Annotated in this window: 19 protein-coding genes, 1 pseudogene and 1 other annotated feature; of the genes and pseudogenes, 9 read left to right on the top strand and 11 right to left on the bottom strand. The window is 53.1% G+C overall.

The window, feature by feature from the left end; translation table 11 throughout:
- Positions 1 to 54 precede the first annotated feature (54 nt).
- Entirely contained in the window at positions 55 to 153 is a 99-nt protein-coding gene (gene ivbL, locus CJP72_RS15945; protein WP_047460165.1) for an ilvB operon leader peptide IvbL, read from the bottom strand.
- Between the two features lie 451 nt (positions 154 to 604).
- On the opposite strand from ivbL, the pseudogene CJP72_RS25250 reads away from it, so the two are divergent.
- The 4 genes and pseudogenes from CJP72_RS25250 to emrD all read left to right on the top strand — a co-directional run.
- Positions 605 to 715 (top strand): annotated as a pseudogene (locus CJP72_RS25250) (hypothetical protein); the annotation flags it as partial.
- Entirely contained in the window at positions 712 to 801 is a 90-nt protein-coding gene (gene tisB / locus CJP72_RS15940) for a type I toxin-antitoxin system toxin TisB (protein ID WP_097734737.1), read from the top strand. The pseudogene CJP72_RS25250 and the gene tisB, both read left to right, overlap by 4 nt.
- Before the next feature lie 119 nt (positions 802 to 920).
- Complete coding sequence (locus CJP72_RS15935; RefSeq protein WP_162382338.1) at positions 921 to 1754, top strand: DMT family transporter; 834 nt, start codon at positions 921 to 923, stop codon at positions 1752 to 1754.
- A 176-nt stretch (positions 1755 to 1930) separates the two neighbouring features.
- On the top strand, positions 1931 to 3115 hold the full coding sequence (emrD, locus tag CJP72_RS15930; protein ID WP_162382337.1) for a multidrug efflux MFS transporter EmrD: 1185 nt from the start codon (positions 1931 to 1933) through the stop codon (positions 3113 to 3115).
- On the opposite strand, the gene CJP72_RS15925 is transcribed toward emrD, so the two are convergent.
- Entirely contained in the window at positions 3042 to 4103 is a 1062-nt protein-coding gene (locus CJP72_RS15925; protein WP_162382336.1) for a cellulase family glycosylhydrolase, read from the bottom strand. The genes emrD and CJP72_RS15925 overlap by 74 nt on opposite strands.
- An 87-nt stretch (positions 4104 to 4190) precedes the next feature.
- The gene (dsdC, locus tag CJP72_RS15920) at positions 4191 to 5117 is read right to left on the bottom strand and encodes a DNA-binding transcriptional regulator DsdC (RefSeq protein ID WP_162382335.1); all 927 of its coding nucleotides are present in this window, start codon (positions 5115 to 5117) and stop codon (positions 4191 to 4193) included.
- 228 nt (positions 5118 to 5345) lie between these two features.
- Between dsdC and dsdX the strand changes: the two genes are divergently transcribed.
- A complete protein-coding gene (gene dsdX, locus CJP72_RS15915) occupies positions 5346 to 6683 on the top strand; it encodes a D-serine transporter DsdX (RefSeq protein WP_162382334.1) in 1338 nt (445 codons plus the stop codon).
- A gap of 17 nt (positions 6684 to 6700) precedes the next feature.
- On the top strand, positions 6701 to 8023 hold the full coding sequence (gene dsdA, locus CJP72_RS15910; protein ID WP_162382333.1) for a D-serine ammonia-lyase: 1323 nt from the start codon (positions 6701 to 6703) through the stop codon (positions 8021 to 8023).
- On the opposite strand, the gene CJP72_RS15905 is transcribed toward dsdA, so the two are convergent.
- The 3 genes from CJP72_RS15905 to CJP72_RS15895 are packed head-to-tail and all read right to left on the bottom strand — an operon-like array spanning position 8020 to position 9252.
- Entirely contained in the window at positions 8020 to 8556 is a 537-nt protein-coding gene (locus CJP72_RS15905) for a radical SAM protein (RefSeq protein WP_162382332.1), read from the bottom strand. The genes dsdA and CJP72_RS15905 overlap by 4 nt on opposite strands.
- A complete protein-coding gene (locus CJP72_RS15900) occupies positions 8553 to 8915 on the bottom strand; it encodes a DUF202 domain-containing protein (RefSeq protein WP_162382331.1) in 363 nt (120 codons plus the stop codon). The genes CJP72_RS15905 and CJP72_RS15900 overlap by 4 nt, the downstream gene beginning before the upstream one ends.
- Positions 8905 to 9252, bottom strand: coding sequence for a YidH family protein (locus CJP72_RS15895; RefSeq protein WP_162382330.1), 348 nt, complete (start codon positions 9250 to 9252; stop codon positions 8905 to 8907). The genes CJP72_RS15900 and CJP72_RS15895 overlap by 11 nt, the downstream gene beginning before the upstream one ends.
- A 106-nt stretch (positions 9253 to 9358) precedes the next feature.
- On the opposite strand from CJP72_RS15895, the gene CJP72_RS15890 reads away from it, so the two are divergent.
- The gene (locus tag CJP72_RS15890) at positions 9359 to 9814 is read left to right on the top strand and encodes a hypothetical protein (protein WP_162382329.1); all 456 of its coding nucleotides are present in this window, start codon (positions 9359 to 9361) and stop codon (positions 9812 to 9814) included.
- A gap of 63 nt (positions 9815 to 9877) precedes the next feature.
- On the opposite strand, the gene CJP72_RS15885 is transcribed toward CJP72_RS15890, so the two are convergent.
- The 3 genes from CJP72_RS15885 to ibpA all read right to left on the bottom strand — a co-directional run bounded on the left by CJP72_RS15885 (position 9878) and on the right by ibpA (position 12618).
- Positions 9878 to 11539 carry a putative transporter gene (locus CJP72_RS15885; RefSeq protein ID WP_162382328.1) on the bottom strand — a complete coding sequence of 554 codons (1662 nt, stop codon included), beginning with the start codon at positions 11537 to 11539 and terminating at the stop codon, positions 9878 to 9880.
- A 124-nt stretch (positions 11540 to 11663) separates the two neighbouring features.
- A complete protein-coding gene (gene ibpB, locus CJP72_RS15880) occupies positions 11664 to 12092 on the bottom strand; it encodes a small heat shock chaperone IbpB (protein ID WP_162382440.1) in 429 nt (142 codons plus the stop codon).
- A 112-nt stretch (positions 12093 to 12204) separates the two neighbouring features.
- Positions 12205 to 12618: a small heat shock chaperone IbpA gene (ibpA, locus tag CJP72_RS15875; RefSeq protein WP_040231504.1), complete on the bottom strand. Its 414-nt coding sequence runs from the start codon at positions 12616 to 12618 to the stop codon at positions 12205 to 12207.
- Positions 12612 to 12684: a sequence feature (ROSE (Repression Of Heat Shock gene Expression) occurs in the 5'-region of heat shock genes and acts as an RNA thermometer to modulate expression.), on the bottom strand. (Overlaps the previous gene by 7 nt.)
- Positions 12685 to 12923: 239 nt before the next feature.
- Between ibpA and CJP72_RS15870 the strand changes: the two genes are divergently transcribed.
- On the top strand, positions 12924 to 13256 hold the full coding sequence (locus CJP72_RS15870; protein WP_162382327.1) for a YceK/YidQ family lipoprotein: 333 nt from the start codon (positions 12924 to 12926) through the stop codon (positions 13254 to 13256).
- A gap of 1 nt (position 13257) precedes the next feature.
- Here the strand turns inward: CJP72_RS15870 and CJP72_RS15865 are convergent, their stop codons facing one another.
- A complete protein-coding gene (locus CJP72_RS15865; RefSeq protein WP_162382326.1) occupies positions 13258 to 14484 on the bottom strand; it encodes a DUF3748 domain-containing protein in 1227 nt (408 codons plus the stop codon).
- A 101-nt stretch (positions 14485 to 14585) separates the two neighbouring features.
- Between CJP72_RS15865 and cbrA the strand changes: the two genes are divergently transcribed.
- Entirely contained in the window at positions 14586 to 15704 is a 1119-nt protein-coding gene (cbrA, locus tag CJP72_RS15860; protein WP_162382325.1) for a colicin M resistance lipid reductase CbrA, read from the top strand.
- 68 nt (positions 15705 to 15772) lie between these two features.
- Here the strand turns inward: cbrA and yidA are convergent, their stop codons facing one another.
- Positions 15773 to 16585, bottom strand: coding sequence for a sugar-phosphatase (gene yidA, locus CJP72_RS15855; RefSeq protein ID WP_162382324.1), 813 nt, complete (start codon positions 16583 to 16585; stop codon positions 15773 to 15775).

The following is a 16585-nucleotide window of genomic DNA, read 5'->3' as shown; positions in this document are numbered from 1 at the left end:
AAAAACCCCGCCCGGTTTGCGCCGGCGGGGTTTTGGAATCGTGTGTTCCGGACCCTACGGCGCATTGCCGACGACCACCACCACACGCACGACGACCACTGCGGCAGGTTGCGCAGTTTTTAGTAGGGTCGCAGTTAGCATGGAAGGGTTCATTAGGGACCTTGTCTGTTTATTGATTAACAGGATTTATACAAGCACAGCTTTTTAGATGTGACAATGGAAATAAATTCATCTGTGCAAAAATGAGTCAATGATCACATTACCACTGAGAACAGTGCAAAAACAAAAAAACCCCGCCGAAGCGAGGTTTTTATCAGCGTTATGCGGCTGGTAACCGCAAAGCACACTGTGTTATGTCAACACAAGAAGTATACGCATTCCACGAAGAACACGCAATTTCGGCACGAATTTTGACGCATTTGAGTATGGTGCAGAGATGCCGTCTTGTCTACAAATTACTGTTTATTTATACAGTAAATCATCTATAATATCACTGTACGCAATGTGTTATGCGGGGCCGCATCGTAAACCGGCGCAACAAAGCCCTGGCTGAAACGGGTGGTGCCGTCAGCGCCTAAACCCCGAGTGAGCACACTGTGTTACGTCAACAAGCACAACATTTCTCGCCGAGAGATCGCGTGCGCAACAGCTGGCAACAGGCAGCGGAAAGGTACGTCAGCTGACAGTGCTCCTTCACCACAGGAGACGCGTATGAGCCTCGTGGATATCACTATTCTTATCCTGAAACTCATTGTTGCTGCACTGCAACTGCTTGATGCTGTTCTGAAATACCTCAAGTAATTCAGATTCAAGCCGCACCAAAGGGGAGCGGGCAACTGCTCCCCTTTCCCCCTTTGCCAGGTGCGTGTACCTCAAGGATATGTTACATTTTTATTACATCCATTAAGGCACCCGTCGCCATGACCCTTTCCGTTTTCTGCATTTTGCTGTTCGCCGCGCTGCTGCATGCCAGCTGGAACGCCATTGTGAAAGCAGGAAACGACAAACTCTACTCGGCGATTGGCGTCAGCGGTTCTGCCGCATTAATGGCGCTGGTATGTTTACCCTTCGCCCCGCAGCCTGTTGTTGCCAGTATCCCATTCTTAGCCGCCTCTACCGCACTCCAGGTGGTCTATACCGTTCTGGTCGCCAAAACCTATCAGGTTTCGGATATGAGCCAAACGTATCCCTTAATGCGTGGCTCCGCTCCGCTACTGGTCGCGATAATCAGCGTACTATTTCTCGGCGACAGCCTCTCCGCGCTGGCCTGGGTCGGTATCGTGGTGATCTGTATTGCCATCCTCGGTATGGCCTGCAACGGTCACGCCAGTTCCCGGCAGGGAGTGGTTCTGGCCTTGATTAACGCCTGTTTTATAGCCGGATATACTCTGGTGGACGGAACGGGCGTGCGACTGTCAGAAACCGCGCTGGGATACACATTGTGGACCTTCTTTCTCAATGGCTCCTGCTTATTGGGTTGGGCGATGATTGCCCGACGCCAGGAGGCCGCACGCTACCTGGTGCAGCACTGGAAGAAAGGGATTTTTGGCGGTATCGGCACGATGGGCTCGTACGGGCTGGCTCTGTGGGCGATGACCCAGGCCCCCCTGGCGGTGGTCGCCGCGCTGCGCGAGACGTCTATTTTGTTCGGCGCGCTTATCGCGTGGCTATTGCTCAAAGAGCGGGTGATTGGGTTGCGTCTCGTCGCTGCTGGCGGTATTGCCGCGGGTGCCATGTTACTTCGTCTGGCATGATGCAATCCGGCAACATTTGTTGCCGGATTTTGTTTACATATCCTGCCGTCTGCTGAAAGACCATTCCAGTCTTCTATCTGGCCTTCTTTTTTATGTGTGGTAGATTTCACCCGCATTTATGGGAATCCATAGCCACTTATTCTTATTTTTTCTCTTTTTAAAAAGTAATCAGCGAAATGAAAAGGCAGAGAAACGTCAATTTGTTGTTGATGTTGGTATTACTTGTCGCAGTGGGTCAGATGGCGCAAACCATCTATATCCCGGCAATTGCCGATATGGCGCGTGAACTGAATGTCCGCGAAGGGGCCGTCCAAAGCGTGATGGCTGCCTACCTGTTGACCTACGGTTTGTCACAGTTGGTTTACGGCCCGCTTTCCGACCGTGTCGGGCGTCGCCCGGTGATCCTCGTTGGCATGTCCATCTTTATGCTGGCCACGCTGATTGCCATCACTACCCACAGCCTGACGGTGCTGATTGCCGCCAGTGCGATGCAGGGCATGGGGACCGGCGTTGGCGGCGTGATGGCGCGGACGTTACCGCGCGATCTGTATGAAGGCACACAACTGCGCCACGCCAATAGCTTGTTGAATATGGGGATTTTGGTCAGCCCGTTGATGGCTCCGCTGATCGGCGGTCTGCTGGATACCCTGTGGAACTGGCGTGCCTGTTACATCTTTCTGCTGATCCTCTGCGCAGGCGTTACCTTTAGCATGGCGCGCTGGATGCCGGAGACCCGTCCGACGGGCGCGCCGCGCACACGGCTTATCACCAACTACAAAACCCTGTTCGGTAACGGCGCGTTTACCTGTTATTTACTGATGCTGATTGGCGGCCTGGCCGGGATTGCCGTCTTCGAGGCCTGTTCCGGTGTGCTGATGGGGGCCGTATTAGGTTTAAGCAGCATGGTGGTGAGCGTCTTGTTTATTCTGCCGATCCCGGCGGCGTTTTTCGGCGCATGGTTTGCTGGTCGCCCCAATAAACGCTTCTCCACGTTGATGTGGCAATCGGTGGTCAGTTGCCTGCTGGCTGGCGTAATGATGTGGGTGCCTGGCTGGTTCGGCGTGATGAACGTCTGGACGCTGTTGATCCCGGCAGCGCTGTTCTTCTTTGGCGCCGGCATGCTGTTCCCGCTGGCAACCAGCGGGGCGATGGAACCTTTCCCGTTCCTGGCCGGAACAGCGGGTGCGTTGGTAGGTGGCTTGCAAAACATCGGTTCAGGCGTGCTGGCATGGCTCTCTGCGATGATGCCGCAAACCGGACAAGCCAGCCTTGGTATGTTGATGACCTTTATGGGGCTGTTGATTTTACTGTGCTGGCTCCCGCTGGCGTCTCGTGTGTCCCACCAGGAGCAGGCGGTTTAAGCTGATGATGGCCCGGCTTATCGCCGGGCTTTTCACACATCGGCGATACCATCGCGTTCAACAGCGGTTCCAGTGCGGGCCGCCACGTCCCCTCTTCCCCATCATAAAACTGCGTATCTGCGTTGATAGCATACGGGATTTTCGCTTTCTTCAGCTCACAGGCCATAAAACGGGCAAAGGCGAGCTGTGACGGCGATGGGGCATTTTTGAGGGTTTCTCCTGCCGCCCAACCCCCTACCCAACTGACATGACCGGTTTTCTGTTGCCAATGTATGACGGCGTTTATTCGCGCGCGGATAGCGGCTTTTTCCGCCAATGTGCCGGAGGTCCAGGGGAATTTCCCCTTATTCTTTAACGGCCCCCACGGAAAGATATGCCACTGTGCCAGCACATAGTTTTGACTTCCAGGTGGCAGTTTAAGATCCGACAACGCCTCCGGCGCGGCGCGCATGCGTGGAGCAATAAAGATCATACGCTGTGGGTCGATGGCATGGATCGTGCGGAGGGTTTTGTCATAGACCCGATTGAGTGAAGCCTGATTGTGATTGAGTTTCTCCGCCGGTTCATCAATCAGGTCAAAACCCAGCAGCGGCGAGCTTTGCGCAAAATAGTGCGCCACGGCAATCCACCAGTTTTCGACCTCTTTTTCGTTTCCGACGCTGGGATCGTTTTTATACTCCTCGGCCTGATACGCAATAATGGGGATCACGCCATACTGGTTACAGGCTTCAACCAGTTTACGCAGGTGAATTAACCGCGCTTCCGTTGGCTCGCCCGCAACCCGAATGCGCACGTGGGTTAATCCCTTAGCCTTGAAATCACGGACCACCAGCGGATCAAATTCCCGGATGCCCCTTTCGGTGCGCGCCCAGTCGACATCCATTCCTGGCCCCAGCAACTGCGCATAATGCGCAGCCGTTAACGGCGGCTCGGTCGCGCAAACGGCGGCGCTGGCGAGCAGCAGGAGAGAGATGAGCGGTTTTAACACGGTTGTCCTCAGTCATTCACCGGGAGGGATATCACGTATTTAGCATAATCTCCGACATCTGGTGTAGGGTGAAAACGTAATAAATCATCATGACACCTGCTCTTGCAGCCAGCCGATAAAGGCCTCAATTTTCGGCCACTGCCTGCCAGGCAGCGTGGTCATGTAGTAGTGCTGATGGCATTTAAGCGCCATCTCACCGAAAGGCGCGACAAGCTCCCCGCTGTCGATGCGTTTTTGCACCAGCCGCTTACGCCCCATCGCGACGCCAATATGGTTCATTGCGGCAATCACCGCCAAATCAGAACGATCGAAACCAATCCCCGATGATAGCGGCAGATCCACCCCAAAATGTTGCGCCCAGCTGTGCCATTCATCCGTTCCTGAATCGTTGCTCCACGCCTGACGATCATGCAGCAATGTGCAGTGACGCAGGTTAACCAACGTGTCCTGCAGGTCAAAACGGCGGGCATAGTCCGGACTGCATACGGGCAGGATCGCTTCATCCATCAGGAAATGGTGCGTCAATTGCGCGGAGGGTGCGTCGTCAAAGTAGATCGCCAAGTCTATACCCGCACGCTGGAGGTTCACGTTGTCGTTACCGGTCAAAATGGTCAGTGAAATAGACGGGTAGCGGCGCGTGAAATCACCTAATGCGGGCACCAGCCAGCACTGGGCGATGGAAGGCCGCGAATAAACCGTGAGCGTACCGGAGAGCTCCTGGTTTTTGATGTCGAGGATCTCCTGGTTCAGCGTGTCCAGCGACGATTTCAGCGCCCAGAACACCCGTTTTCCTTCGTGAGTTAACTCCACTTTCCGGTGTGAGCGAACAAATAACTGAATGCCCAGCTCTTCTTCAAGCTGGTTAATACGGTGGCTGACGGCGCTGGGGCTTAATGACAACTCGTCTGCCGCCAGCGCAAAAGACTGATGCCTTGCCGCCACTTCAAAGGTGTAGAGCTTTGATAACTGCCAGCCGTTGAGTAGACGATTTCCGACTTCGCGAAGGGGATCCATAACCACCTCTGTAACCTCTCTTGATTATTCGCAGTGTAAAAAATCACGCTGTAAAAATCAGCACAAAGATGAACCAGAGTGAAGCATATCGCATAAAACAGCCATTTTTAGACGTATATCACCCACTTGATGCAATCTGGCTCATGTGAAGAGGAAATTATATCGTTTGTCAGCCTACGCCGTTTTTTTGTTCAATAGCCTGAGTTTAATCACAGGGCAAGGTGAGATATGCACTCTCAAATCTGGGTTGTGAGCACACTGCTGATAAGCATCGTGTTAATCGTTTTGACCATCGTGAAGTTCAAATTCCACCCGTTTCTGGCATTGCTGTTAGCCAGTTTCTTTGTGGGCACGATGATGGATATGGGCCCGCTGGAGATGGTTAACGCCATTGAGAGTGGTATCGGCGGAACGCTGGGTTTCCTCGCCGCCGTTATCGGTCTGGGGACCATTCTTGGCAAAATGATGGAAGTTTCCGGTGCGGCAGAACGCATTGGCCTAACGCTCCAGCGCTGTCGCTGGCTCTCCGCCGACGTCATTATGGTACTGGTGGGGCTTATCTGCGGTATCACGCTGTTTGTCGAAGTGGGCGTGGTGTTGTTAATTCCGCTGGCGTTCTCCATCGCCAAAAAAACCAATACCTCATTGCTGAAACTGGCTATCCCGTTATGTACCGCCCTGATGGCCGTACACTGCGTAGTGCCGCCGCATCCGGCTGCGCTATTCGTGGCAAATAAACTGGGTGCCGATCTCGGTTCCGTTATCGTCTATGGCTTGCTGGTAGGGCTGATGGCTTCGCTTATCGGCGGACCGCTGTTCCTGAAGTTGCTCGGCAACCGTCTGCCGTATAAAGCCGTACCCGCTGAATTTTCTGACCTTAAAGTCCGTGACGAAAATACGTTGCCGTCACTGAGCGCAACCCTGTTTACCGTCTTGCTGCCGATTGGTCTGATGCTGGCAAAAACCATCGCTGAACTGAACATGACGAAAGGCAGTACGTTGTACACCCTGCTGGAGTTTATCGGCAACCCGATTACTGCCATGTTTATCGCGGTTTTCGTGGCTTACTACATTCTCGGTTTGCGCCAGCATATCGGCATGGGTACGCTGCTCACCCATACCGAAAACGGTTTTGGTTCAATTGCTAACATTCTGCTGATTATCGGTGCGGGCGGCGCGTTCAACGCCATTCTGAAGAGTAGCGGCCTGGCGGATACCCTTGCGGTGCTCCTCTCCAATATGCATATGCACCCCATCCTGCTGGCCTGGCTGGTGGCGCTGATCCTGCATGCTGCAGTCGGTTCGGCAACCGTCGCGATGATGGGCGCAACGGCAATTGTCGCGCCGATGCTGCCGCTCTATCCCAACGTAAGCCCGGAGATCATCGCTATTGCTATCGGTTCCGGCGCAATTGGCTGCACGATCGTCACAGATTCCCTCTTCTGGCTGGTGAAGCAATACTGCGGCGCCACGTTGAATGAGACGTTTAAATACTATACGACTGCGACATTTATCGCGTCGGTTATTGCACTGGCTTGCACATTCCTGCTTTCCTTTATTATCTAAGCGCAAAGAGACGTACTATGGAAAACATTCAAAATCTCATCGCCCAGTATCCTTTGGTGGAGGATCTGGTCGCTCTCAAAGAAACGACCTGGTTTAACCCGGCCACAACCTCGCTGGCAGAAGGTTTACCGTATGTCGGCCTGACGGAACAGGATGTTCAGGACGCCCACGCTCGCCTGGCCCGCTTTGCGCCGTATCTGGCGAAAGCCTTCCCGGAAACCGCCGCTACCGGCGGGATTATTGAATCCGAACTGGCGGCCATTCCTGCGATGCAGAAACGGCTGGAAAAAGAGTACGGACAGTCTATCTGCGGTGAAATTCTGCTGAAAAAAGACAGCCATCTGCCTATTTCCGGCTCGATTAAGGCCCGTGGCGGGATTTATGAAGTACTGACCCACGCAGAGAAACTGGCGCTGGAGGCTGGGCTGCTCACCACTGAAGATGATTACAGCGTGCTGCTCTCGCCTGAATTCAAAAAATTCTTCAGCCAGTACAGCATCGCGGTAGGTTCGACCGGTAACCTGGGGCTGTCGATCGGCATCATGAGTGCCTGTATCGGCTTTAAGGTTACCGTGCATATGTCTGCCGATGCCCGTGCGTGGAAAAAAGCCAAACTGCGCAGCCACGGTGTGACGGTGGTCGAGTACGAAGAAGATTACGGCGTGGCAGTGGAACAAGGGCGTAAGGCGGCGGAGTCCGATCCAAACTGTTTCTTTATTGATGATGAAAACTCCCGCACGTTGTTCTTAGGTTACGCAGTCGCCGGGCAGCGCCTGAAAGCACAGTTCGCGCAGCAGGGGCGCGTGGTGGATGCCGATCATCCGCTGTTTGTCTATCTGCCATGCGGCGTCGGCGGCGGTCCTGGTGGTGTGGCTTTTGGCCTGAAACTGGCGTTTGGCGATAACGTTCACTGCTTCTTCGCCGAACCGACCCACTCTCCTTGCATGTTGCTCGGCGTTTACACTGGCCTGCACGACGCCATTTCCGTTCAGGAGATTGGCATCGATAACCTGACAGCAGCGGACGGGCTGGCGGTGGGGCGAGCATCAGGTTTTGTGGGTCGGGCGATGGAGCGTTTTCTGGACGGGCTGTATACCCTTGACGATCAAACCATGTATGACATGTTGGGCTGGCTGGCGCAGGAAGAAGGCATTCGCCTGGAACCGTCTGCTCTGGCTGGGATGAGCGGACCTCAGCGCGTATGCGGTTCAGCGGCATACCAACAGATGCACGGGTTCACGGCTGAGCAGTTAAGCCACGCCACCCATCTGGTGTGGGCAACCGGCGGCGGAATGGTACCGGAAGCCGAAATGGCGCAGTACCTGGCAAAAGGCCGCTAACGTTGACGCAGCATCGCCATCAGTTCCATCGGTGAGCGATGCTGCTTAATGAGGTCGCGCATAACGCGCATGTACGGCGAAGAGTCGCTAATAAAGGCTTTATAACCGGCACAAAGCACGCTTTTTCCGCTGCTATCACGATGTTTCAGACATTCACCAGCACAGAAGCGCAATACGGAACAGCCCGGACAATCTGCGCCGACAGGCGAAATATCCTGTAAATTCACCGCATCAGCGCGACCGCACCACTGCGTTAAGATCTTATCAAAAAGCTGAATGGATATCCGGTTAACATCTTCCCGAACCCAGATAGCAAATACCGCATTTAAAAACCGCCTCCACCCTTCTGCGGTTACCGACTCTGCGGTTAAATGACCATGCTTATCAAACTCGATATGGGGGATAAACCGCACAACCCTGATGCCAGGCTGCTGTAAGTTCCGATACAGTTCTTGCGCTTGCTGACTATTCTCGCGGTTGACAACGATTTGGTACGCCTCCTCACTGACATCCTTGTTTTCATTTCCCGTCATACACTATCCCCGATAAACGCGATAAGTTGGCGAACATGTGTTACAGCAAACAGTATTGCGAGGGATAACACCGCGAGGGAGATCATAAATTTGTCACGCACCACGCGAGATTGAGAAAAATCATAATGGGCGACGTCCATCAGGTGACGACTGCGGGTATAACGCCAGAGTATGATTGCCACGATTGCCAGCACGCCAATAGAAACCCAGAACAAGAATCCCGCCTGGTGCCAGTGATGTTTCAACGCCAGCGCCATTAGCGCGCCATAGCCCAGCAAGGTGCGAAACCAGGCCAGCGACGTGCGCTCCGGCTGAAGCCCCGGATCGGCAATGCGACGCGCTTTACGGCTATCCGCCATACAGTACCAACACCATAACGATTGCCGCGACGACCATCAGAATCAGACTGATAATCAACAAACTGCGGGTGTACGGCAGGTCCTCTTTCAGACGCATCGCCTTTTCATTACGCACCCATCGCAGGTAGCCGTAAATCGCCAGGCCACCAGAAAACAAGCACAGTAGCAACGCCAATAGCTCGCGAATCACTGGCGTGGCAAAATCCGGCGCCAACTGGTCAAGACCAACACCCGCCGCCAGAAAACCCAGCGCGGTGCGGATCCACGCCAGAAAAGTACGCTCGTTTGCCAGCGAGAAGCGGTAATCCGGCGCTTCCCCAGGGAGAGAAATCTTCATCAGGGCTCCTTTTAATGCTGCGTTTTACTGTTATTCCTGCTCACTTTCAGAATGGCGAACGCCGTATTACTGCTATGCTCTGTGTCGTTCAGCACTGGGAGGTCAGATGGACATCATATCGCAAAACAAATGTAGCTTACCGGGAATGCTGTTCGGCGCCATTGCGTTGATTCTCAGTATTTTCCATTTCTCTTTTGGCCCCTTTTCCGCGCCGCCGCCCACACTGGAGAGCGTGGTTGCAACGCAGGTCTCCGCCGTCAAAAAAGGCATTATTGCCGGCCTGAGAGGCGAGTCCCCCTCTCCCTCTGTCGCCGAGGGAAAAGGCGCGGTCAATATCGATAAGATCCTGGATAACAGCGGTATTGCACTCGCTGTCATCGCGTTGGTTTGTGCTTTTATCGGCGGTATGCGTAAAGAAAATAGCTGGAGTATTCGTGGCGCGCTGATCTTTGGAGGAGGAACACTCGCTTTTCACGCCCTGCTCTTTGGCATTGGAGTGGTATGCGGCATCGTTCTGTTAATCCTGATATTTTCTGTACTGACGGGGAATTCGCCGGTTTAGCCTGTTTGCCGGACACCCCGGCAAACGCGCCACGAACGAATTCCCCCTGATGCAGATGCCTGCCTAGCCTAGCCCCCAGAAAATCACCGCCAGCAGCTGCGGAGTGATAATACGCAGGAACATTACAAGCGGGTATACCGTCGCATACGAGAGCGCCGCCGCCCCACTGGTGGCGTGCAGATTATTGGCAAACGCCAGCGCAGGCGGATCTGTCATCGACCCGGCCAACATCCCACACAACGTCAGATAGTTCATTTTAGCGAAGATACGCGCCAACAGACCTACCGTGATGAGCGGAATTGCGGTGATAAAGATGCCATAACCAATCCAGCTTAAACCCTCGCCTTGCGTCAGGGTATCGACAAAATCACCGCCAGACTTCAGCCCCACCACAGCAAGAAACAGCACAATACCCAGCTCGCGCAACGCCAGGTTAGCGCTCGGTGGCATAAACCAGTACAGCTTACCAATGCTGCCAATACGCCCCAGAATTAGCGCCATGATCAGCGGCCCGCCCGCCAGCCCCAGCTTTAACGCCACCGGGAACCCCGGTATAAACAGCGGGATTGACCCAAGCAGCACGCCCAGCCCGATACCAATAAACACCGGTAACATCTGTACCTGTTGCAGCTTTTGTTGGGCGTTGCCCACGACATTGGCTACTGCTTCAATTGAAGAAGGCCGTCCGACCAGGTTGAGAATATCGCCAAACTGTAGACTCATCTCACCGCTTGCCACCAGCTCAATACCCGCGCGGTTAAGCCGCGAGATCACCACGTTATAGTTCTCTTTTAGGCGCAAATCGCGAATGCGCTTTCCGAGTACTTTTTCATTGGTGACGACCACTCGTTCAACACGCAACGCCGTGCCATGTGTCGATAGTGAGGTTTCCACCTCCTGGCCAATCACCAGCTGCGCATTGTGCAGATCCCCTGGCTGCCCTACCAGATGTAGCAGATCGCCCACCTGAATAATCGTCCCTGGTGAGGGCACCATCAGCGTTTCATCACGTTTAAGTCGCGAACAGATGATTTTGTCGCTATTGAGGATTGGCACATCCTGAATCGCCATATTGTTGAGATTCGGGTTCTCAACACGGATGTTCATGGTCTGGATCAGAGAGTGCCCACGGGTAAGCGTGGATTCATGCTGTTGCGCTTCCTCCTCGACGTTGACGCGAAAAATCATACGCATCAGCCACATCGTGAGTAAGATGCCGCAAATACCGAAAGGATACGCCATCGCATAGCTCATCCCCATCTGATCCACCACCTCTACAGGTGTGCCCAGATCGCGCAGAATTTGCTGACCCGCCCCCAATGCCGGGGTATTGGTCACCGCACCAGAGAATATTCCCAATACGACCGGTAACGGAATCGCAAACAGTTTATGCAGAATAGCGGTGATCAAACCGCCGAGAATAACGATGAGCACAGCAAAGAGATTCAGACGTAAACCTGAAACGCGCAATGACGCAAAAAAACCAGGACCGACCTGAATACCAATGGTGTAGACGAAGAGAATCAGGCCAAATTCCTGAATAAAATGCAGCATCTCGCCACTTAGGGAAATACCCAGCAGGTCAGCATAATGTCCGACAAGAATCCCGCCGAACAGCACGCCGCCAATGCCCAACCCTACCCCACGGATCCTGATGTTGCCGATCCATAATCCAACCACCGCCGCCAACGCCAGAACGCTAACCGTTAATGCTATCTCACTCATCTTTAGATCCCTGTGAATAACATTATTATTTTAACCAGATTTTCGCAGAGAACAGGCGGTATGTATGGGTGGTAAAGCACAAAAAAGCCCCGTCATTTCTGGCGGGGCGAGGACAAACAGCAAATTAGCTATCTAACGCAGGGCGTTCCTGGATCTCGATACGCTGCGGCGCAAGGGATTCTGGCACATTGCGCGTTAAATCAATGTGCAGTAATCCGTTGGTGAATGTTGCACCAGAGACTTCCATATGTTCAGCCAGCGTAAAGCTCAAACTGAACGGCTGAATGACCAGCCCCTGATGTAACCATTTGGTCTCTTTTTCCGGTTGCTCCGGGCTACCTTTCACCGTCAGGCGTGTGCCTTCCAGTTGAATATCCAGATCTTCCTGACAGAAACCGGCCAACGCAAGGGTAATGCGATAGTGGTTATCGTCGCTTTTTTCGATGTTATAGGGTGGAAAGCTCTGACTTTCACTGGTGTTTTGCAAGGCGTTGGCCAGTTTGTCAAAACCGATCCATTGACGCAGCAGCGGGGATAAATCGTAGTTACGCATCATCATTTCTCCTTCTAAGAAGCGAGTAAGTACCTGCAAATCCGCAGATTTGCATATGCTCCCTGACGGCGAGCATGGGGGATAACAGGCCGCACAACGCGGCCCGACAGAATTAATTAATTTCGATACGGCGCGGTTTATTCGCTTCAGGAATCACGCGCTCAAGTTCGATATACAACAGACCGTTCACCAGGTTTGCACCTCGAACATGAATGTTCTCTGCTAACTGGAACTTGCGTTCAAAGTTGCGCTCGGCAATACCCTGATAAAGGTAAGTACGTTCTTTTTGCTCATCAGCATGAGCGCCTTTCACCACCAGCAGATTATCCTGGGCGGTAATCTCCAGCTCGCTTTCCGCAAACCCTGCTACAGCAATCGCAATGCGGTAATGGTTTTCATCCACCAGCTCAACGTTATACGGAGGGTAGCCGCCATTACTCTGGCCCTGATTGTTTTCAAGCAGGTTAAACAGACGATCAAAACCAATAGCGGAACGGTACAGCGGGGATAAATCAAAATTACGCATAATCAATAGCTCCTGAAATCAGCGAGAATATGAGACCTTCCATCATGGACAGGTCTGGTGGACAGAACACCCCTCAGGCATGCTCTTCGTTGTCCTTACCCTAAAAATGGGTCCTGATATGAACTTTTCAAGCGCTTAAAAGAGACTTTTTTTGCAGTTTGCTGTCTATGGCATAGACTGGGGGGGAAGCACAGATCGTTAAAGTGCGATAAGCACCACAGTGCGACATGCTGATGGTATTTTTCCGGGCAATGGAACGCTATAACCCATCATGCAAACACCGTTGATCAACAGATGAATGAATCATGATAAAAAATGTGTTGTTACCGCTGGTGATGTGCGGCGGAATGGTTTTACTGGGTGGTTGCTCAAGCGTAATGTCACATACTGGCGGTAAGGAAGGGACTTATCCTGGCACTCGCGCCAGCGCTACGATGATCAGTGAGAGTGATACAAACTGGGGAACAAAGTCTCTGGCAATACTCGACATGCCGTTCACCGCCGTGATGGACACCCTGCTTCTGCCGTGGGATCTTTTCCGCAAAGATAACTCGGTCAGATCACGCGTCGAAAGAAGCGAGGAGAAAACGCAGATAATGAACTCCGTTATCCCCCCGGCAGAAATGTCCACGCCCTGATTTAACGCCCGGTTTCTGTCACCCACAGCTGACGGAAACCCTGTACGTCTTCCATCCACGCGATGTGTCGCCCATCCGGTGAGAAAACAACGGCATCAGCAGAAGGCGGATTGCCATGCTCCGGCGTCAGGAAACAGACATCTCCGCTGCGCGCGTCGCAGCAGGCAATTCGATTTTCCAGCACATACCCCAGCCATTTTCCCGACGGATGCCAGTTAAACGCCGACTGAATATCCGTTGCATGATGGGTCAGCTGACGCGGTGCCCCCCCTTGCGCAGAGATCAACCACAGCTGAACAACACCACGCTCATCGCGCATCAAAAACGCAATCTCTGTGGCCTGCGGATTGCTACGCACCCAGTGACGCGGCACATTCACCAGTCCGGGATAAGCATTCTCATGAGTAAACGTCAGACGACGCTGAGTCACCCCAACTGGCGGCGCAGGCATCAATGATTCGGTTCCTGCCAGAGGCGTCTCTCCCGCCTGTTTCCAGCCGCTTTCTTCACGCGGCAGATCGACGAGAAACAACTCCGGCACCTTTTCACCCTTCACCGACAACGTATCTCCGATAAAGGCCAGTGTATGGTCCCCGACCCAGCCCTCTTCATAGGCACGATTAATCTCATCGCTGCCAGGGCTCGGGGTGGGTGTCGTTTGACTGACCAGCACACACCAGTGGCTACCGCTGTACTCACGAAGATGCTGCCCCGACACCGTGACCGGCCCCCACGGCGCGGCAACGCCGACGTTGCGCAGATCCCGCGCAGGGTCCCGTTCATGCAGGACGTGATCGTTATAGGTGAAACTGACAAACTCGCCGTTCGGGCTGAAGACATGTACATGGCTACCACCGCGCAGTGCGCCGGGCGTGTACGGGGCGGTAATATCCATCGCATCCAGGTTAGCAACGCTTCCCTGATACGCAATGACTCCCCGACGATGGTGAAAATCGTAATGCCACGCGGCATCAGGATTCTCAGGCCCATGAATAAAAACATATTTATCCTCTTGTGGATGAACGGTCACCACACCCACATGCGCCCCCTGCGTGGCGCGATAAATCACCTCGACGGCCCCGGTCTCAACGTTTACCCGCTCTATGGTTTCCCCGGTAAAAGAAGCGCCAGACGGGCGTACATCAAACACCAGCCACTGGCTATCCGGAGTCCAGGTATTGATATTGGTAAGCTGATGATGACGTGGCGCAAAGGTGATTTGTTTCATTGCAAGAACCCTGATGCGAGACAATTCCGGCCATCATACTTCACAAGGACTTCACTTTCAGGTTTTACCATCCCTCCATCTCAATGACTGCGGGGAAAGAGATGGAACACTTTGACGTGGCAATTATCGGTTTAGGTCCGGCAGGATCAGCGCTGGCGCGGCATTTGAGCGGAAAGAAGCGAGTCATTGCGCTGGATAAAAAGCGCCAGTGCGGAACAGATGGCTTCACAAAACCCTGCGGCGGCCTGCTGGCGCCGGATGCCCAGCGTTCGTTTATTCGTGATGGCATTACATTACCGGTCGATGTGATCGCAAACCCGCAGATTTTCAGCGTTAAAACGGTGGATGTCGCGGCAGAACTGACGCGTAACTATCAACGCAGTTACATCAATATCAACCGCCACGCATTTGATTTATGGATGAAATCACTTATCCCTGATGAGGTCGCGGTTTACCACGACAGTCTGTGCCGGAAAATTTGGCGAGAAGATGACAAGTGGCACGTTATCTTTCGCGCCGATGGCTGGGAGCAACATATTACCGCTCGCTATCTGGTGGGTGCCGACGGCGCAAATTCGCTGGTTCGCCGCCATCTGTATCCTGAGCATCAGATCCGTAAATACGTCGCGCTTCAGCAATGGTTCGCTGAAAAACACCCCGAACCATTTTACGCCTGCATTTTTGATAACGACGTCACGGACTGTTACTCATGGAGTATCAGCAAAGACGGTTATTTTATCTTCGGCGGCGCCTATCCGATGAAAGACGGGCAGGCACGCTTTGATGCGCTAAAAGCAAAAATGGAAAACTTCCATTTTCAGTTTGGCAAACCGCTAAAAAGCGAAAAATGTACCGTGCTGTTCCCCTCGCGCTGGGCAGATTTTGTCTGCGGAAAAGACAATGCGTTTCTGATTGGTGAAGCAGCGGGGTTCATCAGCGCCAGTTCTCTGGAGGGGATTAGCTACGCGCTGGACAGCGCTGAAATATTGAAATCCGTATTTATGCAGGATACTCAGAATTTGAATGACGCCTATCGAAGCGCCACCCGAAAACTGCGAATAAAGCTCTACGGTAAGATTATCAAGAGTCGAATGTTAACTTCGGCATTGAGCAGAAAATGGATTATGCAAAGCGGCGTCGCGCATATCCCGCAGAATCAGGATCAACAGACCGCCAGAAATCCGTGCAAGCAGACAGCCAATACAGCAGCGGAGATGTGACCCGCGCCCAGGATAAAAAAACCCGCAGCAGATGCGGGTCAGAAAAGCGTTTATTGTCGGAAGGTGGATTAATTCAGCACAAACTTCTCAATGGCGTACGCCACGCCATCGTCCAGGTTGGATTTGGTGACGAAGTTGGCAACCTCTTTTACTGACGAAATCGCGTTGTCCATCGCCACGCCCATGCCAGCGAACTCGATCATCGCAATGTCGTTTTCCTGATCGCCAATGGCCATGATTTCATCGCGTTTAATTCCAAGAGCATCGGCCAGCGATTTCACGCCGGTGCCTTTATTCACGCGTTTATCCAGAATTTCGAGGAAGTACGGCGCACTTTTCAGCACCGTGTATTTCTCTTTTACCTCTGCCGGAATGCGGGCGATGGCTTTATCGAGGATGGCGGGTTCATCAATCATCATCACTTTCAGGAACTGCGTTGCCGGATCCATTTTCTCCGCTTCACAGAACACCAGTGGGATGGTCGCGATAAAAGATTCATGAACCGTGTAATAGCTAATGTCGCGGTTTGCCGTATACAGCGTGTTGCGATCCAGCGCATGGAAGTGGGAACCGACATCACGGGAGAGTTGCTCAAGATAGCGATAGTCGTCATAGCTTAACGCGGTTTGCGCAACGGTACTGCCATCACTCGCTTTCTGCACCAGCGCACCGTTATAGGTAATACAGTAATCACCGGGTTGTTCCATGTGAAGCTCTTTCAGATAGCTGTGGACACCCGCAAACGGGCGCCCAGTGGTCAGCACCACGTTAACACCGCGTGCGCGTGCAGCGGCAATTGCCGTTTTAACCGCAGGTGAAATGGTGTGATCGGGCAGCAGAAGTGTGCCATCCATATCGATAGCAATAAGTTTGATAGCCAT

Source organism: Citrobacter sp. NCU1 (assembly GCF_010231475.1).
Taxonomy (GTDB): domain Bacteria; phylum Pseudomonadota; class Gammaproteobacteria; order Enterobacterales; family Enterobacteriaceae; genus Citrobacter_D.
This window is presented reverse-complemented; position numbering and strand designations above follow the sequence as displayed.

Excerpts from the sequence above, each read along its gene's own strand:
- ivbL (WP_047460165.1), bottom strand. The coding sequence starts at position 153 with ATGAACCCTTCCATGCTAACTGCGACCCTACTAAAAACTGCGCAACCT.
- ibpB (WP_162382440.1), bottom strand. The coding sequence starts at position 12,092 with ATGCGTAACTACGATTTATCCCCGCTGCTGCGTCAATGGATCGGTTTT.
- CJP72_RS15870 (WP_162382327.1), top strand. The coding sequence starts at position 12,924 with ATGATAAAAAATGTGTTGTTACCGCTGGTGATGTGCGGCGGAATGGTT.
- yidA (WP_162382324.1), bottom strand. The coding sequence starts at position 16,585 with ATGGCTATCAAACTTATTGCTATCGATATGGATGGCACACTTCTGCTG.
- CJP72_RS15905 (WP_162382332.1), bottom strand. The coding sequence starts at position 8,556 with ATGACGGGAAATGAAAACAAGGATGTCAGTGAGGAGGCGTACCAAATC.
- CJP72_RS15900 (WP_162382331.1), bottom strand. The coding sequence starts at position 8,915 with ATGGCGGATAGCCGTAAAGCGCGTCGCATTGCCGATCCGGGGCTTCAG.
- emrD (WP_162382337.1), top strand. The coding sequence starts at position 1,931 with ATGAAAAGGCAGAGAAACGTCAATTTGTTGTTGATGTTGGTATTACTT.
- CJP72_RS15890 (WP_162382329.1), top strand. The coding sequence starts at position 9,359 with ATGGACATCATATCGCAAAACAAATGTAGCTTACCGGGAATGCTGTTC.
- CJP72_RS15865 (WP_162382326.1), bottom strand. The coding sequence starts at position 14,484 with ATGAAACAAATCACCTTTGCGCCACGTCATCATCAGCTTACCAATATC.
- tisB (WP_097734737.1), top strand. The coding sequence starts at position 712 with ATGAGCCTCGTGGATATCACTATTCTTATCCTGAAACTCATTGTTGCT.
- dsdC (WP_162382335.1), bottom strand. The coding sequence starts at position 5,117 with ATGGATCCCCTTCGCGAAGTCGGAAATCGTCTACTCAACGGCTGGCAG.
- dsdA (WP_162382333.1), top strand. The coding sequence starts at position 6,701 with ATGGAAAACATTCAAAATCTCATCGCCCAGTATCCTTTGGTGGAGGAT.
- CJP72_RS15885 (WP_162382328.1), bottom strand. The coding sequence starts at position 11,539 with ATGAGTGAGATAGCATTAACGGTTAGCGTTCTGGCGTTGGCGGCGGTG.
- CJP72_RS15895 (WP_162382330.1), bottom strand. The coding sequence starts at position 9,252 with ATGAAGATTTCTCTCCCTGGGGAAGCGCCGGATTACCGCTTCTCGCTG.
- cbrA (WP_162382325.1), top strand. The coding sequence starts at position 14,586 with ATGGAACACTTTGACGTGGCAATTATCGGTTTAGGTCCGGCAGGATCA.
- ibpA (WP_040231504.1), bottom strand. The coding sequence starts at position 12,618 with ATGCGTAATTTTGATTTATCCCCGCTGTACCGTTCCGCTATTGGTTTT.
- CJP72_RS15935 (WP_162382338.1), top strand. The coding sequence starts at position 921 with ATGACCCTTTCCGTTTTCTGCATTTTGCTGTTCGCCGCGCTGCTGCAT.
- dsdX (WP_162382334.1), top strand. The coding sequence starts at position 5,346 with ATGCACTCTCAAATCTGGGTTGTGAGCACACTGCTGATAAGCATCGTG.